This window comes from Actinosynnema pretiosum (assembly GCF_002354875.1).
In the GTDB taxonomy this organism is placed as follows: Bacteria; Actinomycetota; Actinomycetes; order Mycobacteriales; family Pseudonocardiaceae; genus Actinosynnema; species Actinosynnema auranticum.
In genome coordinates this window covers 1,513,694-1,529,217 of record NZ_CP023445.1, presented here as the reverse complement: position 1 = coordinate 1,529,217, position 15,524 = coordinate 1,513,694, and the positions used below count along the sequence as shown (strand labels likewise).

The window sequence follows — 15,524 nt, the reverse complement described above, 5'->3', positions numbered from 1 at the left end:
GACTAGAACGGCGAGACGAACCCGCTGGCCGGTCGGCCGAAGCCCGCGCTCAACCCGTCGATCTTGCGCCACCGGGTGTAGGCCACCCGGTCGCCGTAGTTGCCCTCGACGGTGCGCACGTGCGTGGCCTTGAGGCCGCTGTCGTCGTACCTGACCTCCACGACCAGCCCGACGTGCGCGAACATCGACGGGTACTGGCCGAACACGACGACGTCGCCCATCTCCACGTTGCGCTCGGAGATGTCGCGCCACTTGCCGTTCTCCCGAGCCCACTTCTGCCAGTAGGTCGCCCAGTGCCCCTGGTCGAGGCCGGACGCGCCGGGCGCGGGCCGCATGGACGGCCGGTGCTCCACGCCACCGACGGTCCACGCCCAGTTCACGAACACCCCGCACCACTGCGCGGGGCGCATGACGGCGGAGTCGACCTGCTGGTAGCGCTCGGGGTACAGCTCGGGACCGCTCTCGCGCTGCCCGACCTCGGCCATCGCCTTGTCGACGATCTCCTGCCGGACCCGCCACTGCTCCAGCTCGCCCGGCGCGGCCTGCGCGGGCGCCGCGACGGCACCCAGCAGCGCGGCGGAAGCCAGCACGGCCCCCAGCGCCGCGCGGACACCCCGTCTGGACATCGTTCCCCCTCCTGACGCGCCACGGGCGGCGCGGACGCGCCCGCCGTGGACCCGCGTCACCCGGTCGACCGGGCGGTGCGGCGCGGACGTGCTCCGCGCCGCACGTTCGTGGATACCTGATGCGCGCCCGGTCACGCCAGGCCCTGAGGGGCAGACCTCAGCGAACGCGGCGCGGACGGACCCCGGCTCAGAGGGCGGCGAGCCGCTCGCGGAGCGTGTCCAGGCCCATGCAGCCCATCTCCAGCGCCTCCTGGTGGAACCGCTTGAGGTCGAACGCGGAGCCGTGCCGGGCGCGGGCGTCCTCGCGGGCGGCCAGCCACAGCCGCTCGCCGAGCTTGTACGCGGGGGCCTGGCCGGGCCAGCCGAGGTAGCGGTCGATCTCGTCGTGCACGTGCGCGGGGTCGGTGATGGTGCGGGTGAGCATGAACTCCAGGCCCAGCTCCGGCGTCCACCGCTCGCCCTCGTGGAAGCCGGTGCCCTTCGGGATCTCCAGCTCCAGGTGCATCCCGATGTCGACGATCACGCGGGCGGCGCGGAACAGGTGCGAGTCCAGCATCCCGAGCAGGTCGCCGGGGTCGCCGAGGTAGCCCAGCTCGCGCATGAGCCGCTCGGCGTACAGCGCCCAGCCCTCGCCGTGGCCGGAGATCCAGCACATCAGGCGCTGGAAGTCGTTGAGCTTCTCGGCCTGGTGGACCGCCGTGGCGATCTGCAGGTGGTGGCCGGGGACGCCCTCGTGGTAGACGGTGCTGACCTCGCGCCAGGTGGAGAACTCCTGCCGGTCGGCGGGCACGGACCACCACATGCGGCCGGGGCGGGAGAAGTCCGGGGTGGGGCTGGTGTAGTACGCGCCGACGCCGCCGCCGGGCGGGGCGATCCGGCACTCCAGGTCCATCAGCTCGTCGGGCAGGTCGAAGTGCTTGCCGCGCACGTCGGCGAGCGCCGCGTCGGACAGCCCCTGCATCCACTCCCGCAGCCCGTCCTGGCCGGTCACCCGGTAGCGCGGGTCGGCGTCGAGCACGGCGGCGGCCTCGGCGATCGTCGCGCCGGGCTTGATGCGGCCCGCGACCTCGCGCATCTCGGCCTCGATGCCGGAGAACTCCTCCCAGCCCCAGGCGTACGCCTCGGCCAGGTCGAGCTTCGCGCCGGTGAAGAAGCGGGACTTGAGCCGGTACGCCTCCTCGCCGACCGCGTCCTTGGCCGGGGCCTGGGGGGCGAGCTCGGAGCGCAGGAACTGGGCGAGGTCGGCGTACGCCTCGCCCGCCGCGCGCGCCCCGGCCTCCAGCTCGGTGCGCAGCGCCCGGTCGTCGGGGGCGGGCGCGATCAGGTCGGCGAAGAACGAGCGGCCGGTGGTGCGCCCCGACCAGGTGTCGCACTGCTCGGCGACCTTGGTGACCTGGCGCAGCGCGGCGACCCGGCCCGCGTCGGCGGAGCGGCCCAGGCCCGCGCGCAGGTTCGCGACGGCCTCGGGCAGGGCGGCGAGGCGCTTGGCGATGACCGCCCAGTCCTCGGTGGTGGCGGTGGGCATCAGGTCGAAGGTCTCGCGCAGGCCCTGCACGGGGCTGGCGATGACGTTCAGGTCGGACTGGTGGGCGCCCGCGTCGTAGAGGTCCAGGTCGACGGCGGTGCGCTCCAGGAAGACCGCCTTCGCGACGGCCTCGGAGGCGTCGGCGGGCTCGGCGGCCTCGATCTCGCGCGCGGCGCGGCGGGTCAGCTCCTCGCGGGCGGCGTGGCCCTGCGGGGAGTAGTCGGTCAGCCGGTCGTCGTGACCGGTGATGCCGCTCTGGGTGGCCATGAGCGGGTCGGCGGCTGCGTAGTCGGCGACGTAGCGGTTGCTGACCGCGTGCACACCTGCGGAGGTCGATGACATGCGTCGAACCTACCCGGAACCACCACCGGGTTATCGCACTGCGTGACCGGATTGGGGTGGACGGGTGAACGGAACCGGGGCGCAGCGGCGGCAGTGGTGGCCTTGCGTGACCGGGATGCCGAACTTGCGACCGCCCGACCGGTGGTGCGCACGGGCTCGCGCTCGCGGCTGCCGGCAGGATTGCCCCCGTGCCCAGGGCCTCCGCGCTGCTCCTGCCCGTGATCCTGCTGCTCGCGGCGTTCTCGCTGTCGGGTTGCGTGCGGTTGCACGCCGCGATGGCCCTGTCCCAGGACGACCTGGTGGCCGGGGAGATCGTCGCCGCGACCCCGCCGACCGGCGACGCCGACGCGGGCCCGCAGCTGAAGGTGCCGGACGGGCTGGCCGACCGGGTGACCACCAAGGCCTACCAGGCGGACGGCTACGCGGGCACGCAGCTGTCGTTCAGCAGGCTGACCTTCGACGAGGTCAAGGCGCTGGCGACCGCCACGAGCGCGTCGAGCAGCCGCTACCAGCTGAACTTCCGCCGCTCCGGCGAGCTGGTGACGCTGTCCGGCTCGGTGGACCTGACCTCGGTGCCCGCCGAGCGCGCGGACATCCAGGTCAAGATCAGCTTCCCCGGCGAGGTGGTGGACACCAACGGCCGCGAGGAGGAGGACGCGGTGCTGTCGTGGCACCCGAAGCCCGGCCAGGCCTCGATGCTGACGGCGACGGTCCGCTACCCCGGCCCGGACTCGCAGTCGTGGTTCCCGTGGGTGATGCTCGTGGCGGGCCTGACCGGCGGGGCGGCGCTCGTCGTGGTGGTCATGGCGGTCGTCTCGCACCGCCGCAGCCTGGTCGCCTGACCCCGGCCCGCCCGCTGTGACGGGCGCCTCTGTCACACACCCGGGGACCTCCTCGTCCACCCGGTATGAGGATGAACTTCGGCGAGATCGCCCCCGACGCCTACAAGCTCCTGATCCAGCTCGACGGTTACGCGCGCAGGAACGTCGACCACGTGCTCATGGAGCTGGTCAAGCTGCGCGCCTCGATGCTCAACGGCTGCTCGTTCTGCGTGGACATGCACTCCAGCGACGCGATCGCCGCCGGTGAGAGCACCCAGCGGCTGTTCGCGGTCTCGGCGTGGCGCGAGTCCGGGTTCTTCAGCCCGGCCGAGCGGCTGGCGCTGGAGCTGACCGACGCGGTGACCCGGCTCGGCGAGCACGGGGTGCCGCAGGAGCTGTGGGACCGGGCCGCCGCGCAGTGGTCCGAGAGGGAGCTGGCCGACCTGCTGGTGCTGATCGTCAGCATCAACTCGCTCAACCGCCTCGGCGTCGCGCTGGACACGGGCAAGGACCGCGTGCTGGTCTGACCACCGCGTTCCGGGGCGGACCACCGCCCCGGAACGCCCGGTGTCACGCCGTGGCGCGGGCGGGCGCGAGGCCCAGGTTCGCCACGACCTCGCGGGTCGCCTTGGACCGGTTGAGCGTGTAGAAGTGCAGCCCCGGCACGCCCTCCGCCAGCAGCCGCTCCCCCATCCTGGTGACCAGCTCGACGCCCGCCCTGCGGAACCCGGCCGGGTCGCCGGTGAACGGGTCCAGCGCGCGCGCCACCGAGTCCGGCACCGGCGCGCCGGACAGCTCCACGGTCTTGGCCAGCGTCCTGGGCGTGGTCAGCGGCATCAGGCCGGGCAGCAGCGCCGCGTCGCAGCCGCGCGCCACGACCCGGTCGCGCAGCCGCAGGAAGTCGTCCGCCTCGAAGAACAGCTGGGCGATGGCGAAGTCCGCGCCCGCCCGCAGCTTGCGCACCAGGTGCTCGGTGTCGGTGTCCAGGTCGGCCGAGCGCGGGTGCCCGTACGGGAACGCCGCGACGCCCACGCAGAAGTCGCCCAGCTCCCGGCACAGCCGGACCAGCTCCTCCGCGTAGTTGAGCCCCTGCGGGTGCGCGGTCCACTCGCCGTTCGGGTCGCCGGGCGGGTCGCCGCGCAGCGCCAGGATGTTGCGCACCCCGACCGCCGCGTACCAGCCGATGACGTTGCGCAGCTCGGCCACCGAGTGGTCGACGGCGGTCAGGTGCGCCATGGGCACCAGGGTGGTCTCCTGCGCGACGCGGCCGGTGGCCCGGATGGTGCGGTCGCGGCCGGAGCCGCCCGCGCCGTAGGTGATGGACACGAAGGCCGGGTCGAGCGCCTCCAGCTCGCGGATGGCGCGCCACAGCACCTGCTCGTCCGCCGCGTCGCGCGGGGGGAAGAACTCGACGGAGAAGGCGGGGGTCTTCCCCGCGAGGCGTTCGAGCACCGACGTCATGCCGCCAAGGGTAGAGGCACGTCCACCCCCTGGACCCCCCTGCTCACCTGCTGGGAGGTGAACCCCGGTTGGCACGCGCGCGCGGCGAGAGGTGACGATAGACGCGTGGCGCTCCACCCGTTCGACCTCGACCTGGCCAAGCACGTTGACTCGGCCCTGGCCGCCTACCTCGCCGATCGCCGGGCGCTCGGCGAGCGCATGGAGCGCAGCTTCACCGAGGCGGTGGACGGGCTCACGGACTTCGTGCTCAGCGGCGGCAAGCGCGTGCGCCCCACCTTCGCGTGGTGGGGCTGGCGCGCCGCGGGCGGCGACCCGGAGCACGAGTCGGCGGGCCGCGTGCTCACCGCCGTCAGCTCGCTGGAGCTGATCCAGGCCTGCGCGCTGATCCACGACGACCTCATGGACGCCTCGGAGACCCGCAGGGGCAGGCCGACCATCCACGTCCAGTTCGCCAGGCGGCACCGGGAGAACTCCTGGCTGAGCTCGCCCGAGCAGTTCGGGCTGGCCGCCGCCGTGCTGATCGGCGACGTCGCGCTCGCCTGGGCCGACGACATGCTGTTCGCCGCGGGCCTGCCCACCGACGCGCTGCAGCGGCTCAGCCTGCCGTGGCGCGACATGCGCACCGAGATGCTCGCGGGCCAGTACCTGGACGTGCTGACCCAGGCGCGCGGCGACGCCTCGGCCGACGCCGCGCTGCGCATCGACCGGCTCAAGACGGCCGCCTACACCGTGGAGCGCCCGCTGCACATGGGCGCGGCGATCGGCGGCGGCTCGGCCGAGCTGGTCGAGGGCCTGCGCGCGTTCGGCCGGGACATCGGCGTGGCGTTCCAGCTGCGCGACGACCTGCTCGGCGTGTTCGGCGACCCGGCGGTCACCGGCAAGCCCGCGGGCGACGACCTGCGCGAGGGCAAGCGCACCCTGCTCGTGGCGCTGGGCGTCGAGCACGGCGCGGACTCGCTGGAGGGCGCGCTGGGCCGCCCCGACCTGGGCGACGCGGAGGTGGACGCGGTGCGCGAGCAGCTGGTGGCGGTCGGCGCCGTGGACGCCTGCGAGCGGCGCATCACCGAGCTGACCGAGTCGGCGCTGCGCGCGCTGGAGGCGGCCCCGGTGGCGGACCCGGCGGTGACCGAGCGGCTGGCGGGGCTGGCCGTGAGCGCGACGAAGCGGACCAGCTGAGGTGCGGCTGGTCACCGGGCGGACCGACCACGTCGTGGTGGTCGGGGCGGGGCTGGCCGGGCTCTCGGCCGCCCTGCACCTGCTGGGCGCGGGTCGCCGCGTCACGGTCGTCGAGCGCGACGCCACCCCCGGCGGTCGCGCCGGGCGGCTCGCGCTGGGCGGCTTCACCGCCGACACCGGCCCGAGCGTGCTGACCATGCCGGAGCTGGTCGAGGAGGCGTTCAACGCGGTCGGCGGGAGCATGGCCGACCGCCTGGACCTGCGGCCGGTCACCCCGGCCTACCGGGCGCGCTTCGCCGACGGCTCGGTGCTGGACGTGCACCCCGACGCCGAGGCCATGGCCGCCGAGGTGCGCCGGTTCGCCGGACCCGAGCAGGCGCGCGGGTACCTGCGGCTGCGGGCGTGGCTGACCGAGCTGCACCGGGTCGAGCGGGACGCGTTCATCGGCGCGAACTTCGACTCGCCGCTGGACCTGCTCACCCCGCAGCTGGCCCGGCTGGCGTCGCTGCGCGGGTTCGCCAGGCTCGACCCGGCGGTGGGCCGGTTCGTCACCGACGAGCGGCTGCGCCGGGTGTTCACGTTCCAGTCGCTGTACGCCGGGCTCGCGCCGCGCAAGGCCATGGCCGCCTACGCGGTGATCGCCTACATGGACGCGATCGCGGGCGTGCACCACCCGCGCGGCGGGGTGCGGGCGCTGCCCGACGCGCTGGCCGCCGCAGCCGCCGACGCGGGCGCGGACCTGCGGTTCGACACGCGCGTGGCGTGGCTGGAGCGGATCGGCGGGCGGGTCACGGCGGTGCGCACCGCGCACGGCGAGCGGATCGCCTGCGACGCGGTCGTGCTCACCCCGGACCTGCCGGTGTCCTACCGGCTGCTGGGGCACCGGCCGCGCAGGCTGCTGCCGGTGCGCTGGTCGCCGTCGGCGGTGGTGCTGCACGCGGGCACCCGCAGGCGCTGGGACGAGCTGGCCCACCACACGATCTTCTTCGGCGACGCGTGGGAGCGCACGTTCGACGAGGTCATCAACCGGGGACAGCTGATGAGCGACCCGTCGCTGCTGGTCAGCAGGCCGCCGGAGGAGGACGCGGCGACGTTCGTGCTGGCGCCCGCGCCGAACCTGCGGGCGGGCAGGATCGACTGGGAGCGGGTCGGGCCCGCCTACCGGGACGAGCTGGTGGCGGAGCTGGAGCGGCGCGGGCTGACCGGGTTCGGCGACTCGGTCGAGGTCGAGCGCCTGGTGACGCCGAAGGACTGGGCCGCGATGGGCATGGCGGCGGGCACGCCGTTCTCGGCGGCGCACACCTTCGCCCAGACCGGGCCGTTCCGGCCGAGGAACCTGGTGTCCGGGGTGGAGAACGCGGTGCTGGCGGGCTGCGGCACCACGCCGGGCGTCGGCGTGCCGCCGGTGCTGGTGTCCGGCAGGCTGGCCGCGCAGCGGATCACCGGGGTGGCCGCGCCGGTCGGCAGGCGCCCGGTGGCGGGGCTGCTGGCGCGGGTGTCCCGGCGCTGACCGCACCGCCGGGGGAGGCCGGGCCCGCTCCACCCCGGAACGGGCCCTGACCACCCCCTGCGTCCTGCGGCCCGCCGTCCGCGCGGCCGGGAGCGCCCCGGTCGCCCCTTCCGGGAGACCGGGTCTCGGGGCGGCTTCGGAGCGGTTCCAGAACGGTTCCGAAACCCCTCCCGCGCGGCGCCCGGTCGGGCGGGGGCGCGCGACCACCAGCCCGAACCGGCCCGGCCCGAGCCCCGGAACGCCCGAGCACCGCGCGCGAATACTCCGTGCGGCGCATCGTCCCACCCAGGCCGACGTGCGAAGATCCCCACCGGGCGCACGCCCGCGTCACGCGTGAGAGCCATTGCATCCCGCCTCGCGCGCGCGTTGTGCGACGATGTCCCGGCGATGGCCGCGACTCCGTCTTCCTCCCGTTCGAGCACCGCAAGCGTCGAGCCGGTGCGCTCTTCGGCGACCCCGGCGACCGAGCCGAGGGGCATCCCCGTCCGGACGATCCTGCTGGGCGTCGCGGGGGTCATGCTCGTCGCGCTCGGCGGCAGCGGCGCGGGCGCCGTGGTCAAGCGCGACCCCCTGCTGGCCGCGACCTCGCTGAGCTGGATCCGCTACGGCCACGGCCAGGACCTGGCCACCGCCGTGCTCTACCTCGGGCTCGCGCTCGTGGTGTGGTCGTGGGTCCGGCTGGGCCGGATGGTGCTGCGCGGGCACGTGGGCAGCCGCGCGGTGCTCGCCGCGGTGGGCGCCTGGACGCTGCCGCTGCTGTTCGCGCCGCCGCTGTTCAGCAAGGACATCTACAGCTACCTGGCGCAGGGCCAGCTCGCGCTCAACGGGCTCGACCCGTACCAGGTCGGGCCCGCGGTGCTCCAGAGCCCGCTGTCGGACAACGTGAGCTGGGTCTGGCAGAACACGCCCGCCCCGTACGGCCCGCTGTTCGTGCTGCTGTCCGAGGGCGTGGTGTGGCTGACCGGCGGCAGCGTGATCGGCGGCGTGGTGCTGCTGCGGCTGGTGCTGGTCGTGGGGCTGGCGCTGGTCTGCTGGTCGCTGCCCGGCCTCGCCCGGCACCTGGGCGGCAAGCCCGCCGTGGCGCTGTGGTTCGCGGCGGCCAACCCGCTGGTGCTGGTGCACCTGATCGGCGGCGCGCACAACGACATGCTGATGGTCGGCCTGATGGCCGCGGGCGTGCTGCTGGTGCTCGACGGCAGGCACGTGGCCGGGATCGTGCTGGTGACGCTGGGCGTGGCGGTCAAGGCCACGGCGGCGGTCGCGCTGCCGTTCCTGGTGCTGGTGTGGGCGGCCCGCACGGAGGGCCCCCGGCGGGCCGCGATCGGCCGGGCCATCGGGCGCGGCGTGGCGGTGTTCGCCGTGGTGTTCACCGCGACGAGCGTGATCGCGGGCCGGGACCTGGGCTGGCTGCCCGCGCTGAGCACGTCCTCGATGATCGTGAACTGGCTGTCGCTGCCCAGCGCGGTCGGCGACCTCGCGCACACCCTCGTGACGGTCTTCGTGCACCTGGACCAGGGCGTGTTCCTGACCGTGGCGCGCGGCATCGGCTCGGTGCTGCTGGTGTTCATCGCCTGGCGGCAGTGGCGGGCGGCCGAGGACGGCGGTCCGAACGCGGTGTTCCGCGCGGCCGTGACCATGCTGGCGGTGGCGCTGCTCTCCCCCGCCACGCTGCCCTGGTACTTCACCTGGCCGCTGGTGCTGGGCGCGGGCCTGGCCTGGACGGCCAGCGGCCTGACCACCGTGGCGTTCTTCTCCACCTGGCTGCTGCTGGTGACCTTCCCGAACGGCGACACCGCGCTCTACTCGTGGGGCTACCTGCTGGTCGCGGTGCTGCTGTCGGCGCTCGCGGCGGTCTCGCTGACCAAGGACGACCCGCTCCGGCTCTCGGGCAAGCCCTAGCTTGGGCCACCGGAGCGCACCGCACCGCCCGACCCCGCGAAGCGGACCGGGCGGCTCCCCGCGGGGAACCGCCCGGAGCGGGCGCGCCGTGCCCGGCGCGCCCCGGTCGACTTCGTGGTGGTGTTCCGGGCGCCCGCCGCGCGGCGCGGCGGGCCCTGGCGCGTCAGAAGGCCATGGCCTGCGCCCTGCGCTTGACCTCGCGGCCCCGGTCGCCGCGCAGCGCCTCGATCGGGCTGCCGGGCAGGGTGTCGTCCTCGGTGAACAGCCAGCGGAGCATCTCCTCGGTGGAGAAGCCGGAGTCGCGCAGCACCGTGATGGTGCCGGGGAGCCCCTTCACCACGCTTCCGGCGGCGATGAAGTCGGCGGGGACGACCAGGACGCCGTCGCGCCGCTCAGCGAGGAGCTGACCGTCGCGCAGCAACTGGTGAACACGGTTGACCGGCTGGCCGAGCCGCTCGGCGACCTCGGCCAGGCCGAGTACCTCGATCTCGGGAGCCAGCACATCAGCAGCGGCAGGAATCGCACTCACGAACGCCACGATGCCACAGCGCGGGGAGCAATGCCCTGCACCAACCGGGTGGTGGGCGTCAAAAGCCCGCCACCCACCGGAAACCCGCTGTTCGCCGGACCGTTCACCGCCCGGACGACCCGCCCCTTGACGGCAATCCCACAGCGGAGCCGCCATGATCGGGTGCGCGGGCGCGACTCACGGGTTCGGCCGGTATCTCCTCCACCGTACGATCCACCCCTGTGGAAAGGTCGTCGACTCACGTGACCGGCGGGCTGCTGGAACACCGCTACCAGATCGGCTCCCTCGTCGCCAGGGGAGGGATGTCCGCCGTCTACCGGGGCGTGGACACCCGCCTGGACCGGCCGGTGGCCATCAAGGTGATGGACTCGCGCTTCTCGGCGGACCCGTCCTTCGTCGCCCGCTTCGAGGGCGAGGCGCGCACCGCCGCGCGGCTGCACCACCCCGGCGTGGTGGCCGTGCACGACCAGGGCGTCGACGAGGACCGGGTGTTCCTCGTGATGGAACTGGTCGAGGGCGGGACGCTGCGCGACCTGCTGGTGGAGCGCGGCAGGCTGGAGCCCGCGCTCGCGCTGTCCGTGCTGGAGCGGGTGCTCGCGGCGCTGGCCGCCGCGCACCGGGCCGACCTGGTGCACCGCGACGTGAAGCCGGAGAACGTGCTGATCGGCGCGGACGGCGTCGTCAAGGTCGCCGACTTCGGGTTGGCGCGGGCGATGTCCGGGTCCGGGATCACCAGCGACAGCGTGATCATGGGCACGGTCGCCTACCTCTCGCCCGAGCAGGTCGCCACCGGCGCGGCCGACGCGCGCAGCGACGTGTACCAGGCGGGCATCGTGCTGTACGAGATGCTCACCGGCGCGCCGCCGTACGTCGGGGACAGCGCGATCTCCGTGGCGTACCGGCACGTCAACGACGTGGTGCCGCCGGTGGAGGGCGTGCCCGCCGAGGTGGCGGAGCTGGTGCGCAGGGCGACCCGCAAGGAGCCGTTCCTGCGGCCCGCGGACGCCGCCGCGTTCCTGGCCGAGGTGGAGGCCGCGCGGACGGCGCTGGGCCTGGCGGCGGTGCAGGTGCCGCTGCCGACCACGCGCGCGCCGCTGGCCGCGCCCGCGCCGTTCCCCGGCGCGCCGCCGTCGGCCGCGCAGCACGGTGCGCCGCCGCCCGCGACCTCCCAGCGGGTGCCGCTGCCGCCGTCCACCTCCCAGCAGGTCCCGCTGGCCCCTGGGGTGTCCCAGCAGGTGCCGCTGACCCCGTCGGCCTCGCAGTCGGCGCCGGTGTCGGCCTCGCAGCGGGTCCCGCTGCCGCCGTCGGCGTCGCAGCCGGCGCCGACCGGCACCCCGCCCGGCGGCGTCGCGGCGGCCGGTGCAGGCACGCCCGCGCCCGGCTTCCCGGTCCAGACCCCGCCCGGCGGCATCCCGGCGCCCGGCACCCCCGCCTCCGGCTTCCCGACCGGCACCCCGCCCGGTGGTGTGCAGATCGGCGGCGTCCAGGTCGGCGCGGACGGCTTCCCCACGAGCACCCCTCCCGGAGGTGTCCCGGCGGCGGGCACACCTGCGGGCGGCGTCCCCGTGAGCGCGGGAGCCCACGCCAAGCCCGACGCCGACGACGAGGCGACCGTGGTCGGCGGGGCCGAGGAGACCCTGCAGATCCCGCCGGTGACCGGCACGCCCGCGGGCGGGTTCGCCGAGCCGACGCTGCCGGTGGCGCGCCCCAAGCCCGGTGGCCCGACCGGTCCGCAGGGCACGATGGCGCTGGCAAGGCCGGGCGTCATGCCGTCCGCGCCGCCCGCCCCCGCGCCCAAGCCGCGCAAGCCCAAGACGCCGAAGAAGACGCCCGAGCAGGTCCTGGAGGAGGAGCGCCAGCGCAGCAAGCGGCAGTTCATCACCTGGACCTCGGTGGCCGTGGTCGCGGCCGTCCTGGCGGGCGTCATCGGCTGGTGGATGGCGGCGGGCCGGTACGCGGACGTGCCCGAGCTGGTCGGCAAGCAGGAGTCCGAGCTGTCGGCGCTGATGGGCGACGCCTCGCTGAAGTTCGTCACCGCCATGGAGGCCAGCGACACCGTGCCCAAGGGCGAGGTGCTGCGCACCGAGCCCGCGGCGGGCACCGAGCTGATGCGCGGCGACCTGGTGCGGATCACGGTGTCGCTGGGCAGGCCGGTGGTGCCGCAGCTCAAGTCGAACCTGGACGTCGCGGTCGCGCAGCAGGAGCTCAAGCTGGTCGGCCTCGAGGGCGAGGTCAACGAGGCCGAGAACGCCTACAGCGCCACCGTCCCGGTCGGCAAGGTCGTGACGCTCAAGCCCGAGCCCGGCACCCAGGTGCCGATCGGCACGAAGATCACGATCGTGCTGAGCAAGGGCCCCGAGCCCAAGCCGGTGCCGGACGTGGTGGGCAAGAGCAAGGCGGACGCGTTCGCCGAGCTGACCGCCGCGGGCTTCGAGCCGGTGGAGGGCAAGGCCGAGTTCGCCCAGGGCGTCGAGGAGGGCAAGGTCATCCGGATCACGCCCGCCGCGGGCACGAACGTGCCGGAGGGCGACAAGAAGGTCACCGTCGTGGTGTCCGGCGGCGCGGTGACCGTGCCGGAGGTCAAGGGCAAGCGGGTCAAGGACGCGCGCAAGGACCTGGAGAAGCTCGGCCTGGAGGTCGAGGTCCAGTTCAACGGCAGCGACCGCGCTCGGGTGTTCAGCCAGAGCCCCGACGCGGGCACGAAGGTCGAGAAGGGCAGCCGGGTCACCCTGGTCGGCATCTGATCCCCTGGCGAACCCGGTCCGGGCAGCCGTCAGCGCTGCCGGGGCCGGGTTCGCCGTTTCCGCGCCGGGCGCGCGACGGCGAACGCCCCGCCCCCGGCGGACCGGGAGCGGGGCGTTCGGGGTCGTTCAGGGCCGTGCAGGGCCGTGCAGGGCCGTGCAGGGGATGTCAGGAGCGGAGCATCTCCGCCACCAGGAAGGCCAGCTCCAGCGACTGCTGGGTGTTCAGGCGCGGGTCGCACGCCGTCTCGTAGCGGCCCGCCAGGTCGGTGTCCGAGATCTCCTGGGCGCCGCCCAGGCACTCGGTGACGTCCTCGCCGGTCAGCTCGATGTGGATGCCGCCGGGGTGCGTGCCGAGCCTGCGGTGCACCTCGAAGAAGCCCTGCACCTCGTCCACGATCCGGTCGAAGTGCCGGGTCTTGTAGCCGGTGGACGACTCGTGCGTGTTGCCGTGCATCGGGTCGCACTGCCAGATCACCTTGTGCCCGGAGGCGGTGACCTTCTCGACGATCGCGGGCAGCACGTCGCGCACCTTGCCGTTGCCCATGCGGCTGATCAGGGTCAGCCTGCCGGGCTGGTTGTGCGGGTCGAGGCGCTCGACGTACTCCACGGCCATCTCGGGCGTGGTGGACGGGCCGATCTTCAGGCCGATCGGGTTGGCCAGCAGCTCGGCGAACGCGATGTGCGCGCCGTCCAGCTGCCTGGTCCGCTCGCCGATCCACAGGAAGTGCGAGGACAGGTCGTACAGCTTCGGCTCGTCGCCCCTGGTGTCCAGGCGCAGCAGGGCCCGCTCGTAGTCCAGCAGCAGCGCCTCGTGCGAGGCGAAGATCTCCGTGGTGTGCAGCGAGGAGTCGTTCACGCCGCACGCCGACATGAAGCGCAGGCCCCGGTCGATCTCGGCGGCCAGCGCCTCGTACCGCTCGCCCGCGGGCGAGGTGCGCACGAAGTCCTTGTTCCAGTCGTGCAGGCGGTGCAGGTCGGCCATGCCCGCGGTGGTCATGGCGCGCAGCAGGTTCATCGCCGCGCCCGCGTTGGCGTAGGCGCGGATCATGCGGCCGGGGTCGGCGACGCGGGCCTCGGGGGTGGGCACAAGCGAGTTGACGATGTCGCCCCGGTACGACGGCAGGCCGAGGGCGTCCGTGCCGGAGGAGCGCGGCTTGGCGTACTGGCCCGCGATCCGGCCGATCTTCACGACGGGGAGGCTGGCGCCGTAGGTGAGGACCACGGCCATCTGGAGCAGGGTGCGGACGTTCGCGCGGATGTGCGGCTCGGTGTTGTCCGCGAACGTCTCCGCGCAGTCCCCGCCCTGCAGCATGAAGGCTTCGCCCCGCGCGACGGCCGCGAGGTTCTCGCGGAGCCGGTCGATCTCGGCGGGCACGGTGATGGGGGGCACGCTCTCCAGCACGGCGCGGACCCGTCGGGCGAGGTCGGCGTCCGGCCACTCGGGCTGCTGGGCGGCCGGCCTGCCGAGCGCGTCGTCCAGCCGCGAGCGGAGCTCGGGCGGGAGCGGCGGGAGCTCGGGAAGCGTGTCCACGGGCACGTCCACGGTCCAGTTCACGTGTTCAAGAGTAGGCCTTCCTAGTCCCTGGGACAGCCGTGGGTGGCCTGTGCGCGGAGCTGGGTACGGAGAACCCCCGAAGGAATGAAGAAGCGGCGCTGACCGACGTCTTCGCGGCGCGCCTGCTGGCGGTGGCCGCGGGGAACGTGCAACGGGACCCCTTGGCGCGCTGGTCGCCCGAGGTCAGCGCGCCGGGTGGCCCTGGAACGGGCGATCCCCGGCCCGCGGGACGCGGACCGGGGATCGCCGAACGGCTCGGGGGAGCCGCGGGAACTCAGCCGAAGAAGACCTCGGCCTCCTGGTACCGCTCCAGCGGCACGGTCTTCAGCTCGGCGGTCGCCTCGCTGAGCTTCACGCGCACGATGTCGGTGCCCTTGAGGGCGACCATGACGCCGAAGTCGCCGTCGGCGACCGCGTCCACCGCGTGCAGGCCGAACCGGGTGGCGAGCACGCGGTCGTAGGCGGTCGGGATGCCGCCGCGCTGGACGTGGCCCAGCACGACCGCGCGGGACTCCTTGCCGGTGCGCTGCGCGATCTCCTCCGCCAGCCAGGTGCCGACGCCGCCGAGGCGGACGTGCCCGAAGGCGTCCTTCTCGCCGGAGTGCAGCACCTCGGCGCCGCCCTGCGGGATGGCGCCCTCGGCGACCACGATGATCGGCGCGTACTGCTTCTCGAAGCGGCGCTCGACCCACGTGACGACCTGGTCCACGTCGAACTCGCGCTCGGGCACGAGGATGACGTTCGCGCCGCCTGCGAGGCCGGAGTGCAGCGCGATCCAGCCCGCGTGGCGGCCCATGACCTCCACGACGAGCGCGCGGTGGTGCGACTCGGCGGTGGTGCGCAGCCGGTCGATCGCCTCGGTGGCGATGTGCACGGCGGTGTCGAAGCCGAACGTGTAGTCGGTCGCGCCGAGGTCGTTGTCGATGGTCTTCGGGACGCCGACGACGCCGATGCCGTCGTCGGTGAGCCGCTTCGCCACGCCGAGGGTGTCCTCGCCGCCGATGGCGATCAGCGCGTCGACCCCGTGCTCCTTGAGGGTCTTGCGGATGGCCTCGACGCCGCCCTCGACCTTGTAGGGGTTGGTCCGCGAGGAGCCGAGGATGGTGCCGCCGCGGGTGAGGATGTCCTCGACGTCGGCGAGACCGATCGGCTTGGTGAGCCCCTCGATCGGCCCCTGCCACCCGTTGCGGAAGCCGAGGACGTCCCAGCCGTGGGTCTCCACGCCCTTGCGGACAACACCGCGGATCACCGCGTTGAGGCCGGGGCAGTCTCCACCGCCGGTGAGCACACCGATGCGCATCTGCTCGTCACCCATCTCTTCATCGTCGTGTCGTGG

Annotated in this window: 12 protein-coding genes; 6 read left to right on the top strand and 6 right to left on the bottom strand. The window is 74.1% G+C overall.

The window, feature by feature from the left end; all coding sequences use genetic code 11:
- Positions 1-2: 2 nt before the first annotated feature.
- Together CNX65_RS06955 and CNX65_RS06950 are read right to left on the bottom strand one after the other, a co-directional pair.
- Complete coding sequence (locus CNX65_RS06955; RefSeq protein ID WP_096492027.1) at positions 3-626, bottom strand: CHAP domain-containing protein; 624 nt, start codon at positions 624-626, stop codon at positions 3-5.
- Positions 627-813: 187 nt separating this feature from the next.
- Positions 814-2,493, bottom strand: a complete 1,680-nt coding sequence (locus CNX65_RS06950; protein ID WP_096492026.1) for a DUF885 domain-containing protein — start codon at positions 2,491-2,493, stop codon at positions 814-816.
- A 188-nt stretch (positions 2,494-2,681) separates the two neighbouring features.
- Between CNX65_RS06950 and CNX65_RS06945 the strand changes: the two genes are divergently transcribed.
- The gene (locus CNX65_RS06945; protein ID WP_096492025.1) at positions 2,682-3,335 is read left to right on the top strand and encodes a DUF3153 domain-containing protein; all 654 of its coding nucleotides are present in this window, start codon (positions 2,682-2,684) and stop codon (positions 3,333-3,335) included.
- A gap of 71 nt (positions 3,336-3,406) precedes the next feature.
- On the top strand, positions 3,407-3,841 hold the full coding sequence (locus tag CNX65_RS06940) for a carboxymuconolactone decarboxylase family protein (RefSeq protein WP_232519727.1): 435 nt from the start codon (positions 3,407-3,409) through the stop codon (positions 3,839-3,841).
- A 43-nt stretch (positions 3,842-3,884) separates the two neighbouring features.
- Here CNX65_RS06940 and CNX65_RS06935 read toward each other — a convergent pair whose 3' ends face one another.
- On the bottom strand, positions 3,885-4,775 hold the full coding sequence (locus CNX65_RS06935; RefSeq protein WP_096492023.1) for a methylenetetrahydrofolate reductase: 891 nt from the start codon (positions 4,773-4,775) through the stop codon (positions 3,885-3,887).
- A 105-nt stretch (positions 4,776-4,880) separates the two neighbouring features.
- Between CNX65_RS06935 and CNX65_RS06930 the strand changes: the two genes are divergently transcribed.
- The 3 genes from CNX65_RS06930 (at position 4,881) to mptB (ending at position 9,360) form a co-directional block, all read left to right on the top strand.
- A complete protein-coding gene (locus CNX65_RS06930; RefSeq protein ID WP_096492022.1) occupies positions 4,881-5,951 on the top strand; it encodes a polyprenyl synthetase family protein in 1,071 nt (356 codons plus the stop codon).
- 1 nt (position 5,952) lies between these two features.
- Positions 5,953-7,461 (top strand): phytoene desaturase family protein, encoded by a 1,509-nt coding sequence (crtI, locus tag CNX65_RS06925; protein WP_096492021.1) that lies wholly within the window; start codon positions 5,953-5,955, stop codon positions 7,459-7,461.
- Between the two features lie 438 nt (positions 7,462-7,899).
- Positions 7,900-9,360, top strand: a complete 1,461-nt coding sequence (gene mptB, locus CNX65_RS06920; RefSeq protein WP_096492020.1) for a polyprenol phosphomannose-dependent alpha 1,6 mannosyltransferase MptB — start codon at positions 7,900-7,902, stop codon at positions 9,358-9,360.
- A 163-nt stretch (positions 9,361-9,523) separates the two neighbouring features.
- Here mptB and CNX65_RS06915 read toward each other — a convergent pair whose 3' ends face one another.
- A complete protein-coding gene (locus tag CNX65_RS06915) occupies positions 9,524-9,889 on the bottom strand; it encodes an Rv2175c family DNA-binding protein (RefSeq protein ID WP_096497652.1) in 366 nt (121 codons plus the stop codon).
- Positions 9,890-10,110: 221 nt separating this feature from the next.
- On the opposite strand from CNX65_RS06915, the gene CNX65_RS38280 reads away from it, so the two are divergent.
- Positions 10,111-12,633 carry a Stk1 family PASTA domain-containing Ser/Thr kinase gene (locus CNX65_RS38280; protein WP_096492019.1) on the top strand — a complete coding sequence of 841 codons (2,523 nt, stop codon included), beginning with the start codon at positions 10,111-10,113 and terminating at the stop codon, positions 12,631-12,633.
- Positions 12,634-12,799: 166 nt separating this feature from the next.
- On the opposite strand, the gene CNX65_RS06905 is transcribed toward CNX65_RS38280, so the two are convergent.
- Positions 12,800-14,188, bottom strand: coding sequence for a class II 3-deoxy-7-phosphoheptulonate synthase (locus CNX65_RS06905; RefSeq protein WP_096492018.1), 1,389 nt, complete (start codon positions 14,186-14,188; stop codon positions 12,800-12,802).
- Positions 14,189-14,462: 274 nt separating this feature from the next.
- Entirely contained in the window at positions 14,463-15,488 is a 1,026-nt protein-coding gene (locus tag CNX65_RS06900) for a 6-phosphofructokinase (protein WP_041837437.1), read from the bottom strand.
- Positions 15,489-15,524: the final 36 nt, after the last annotated feature.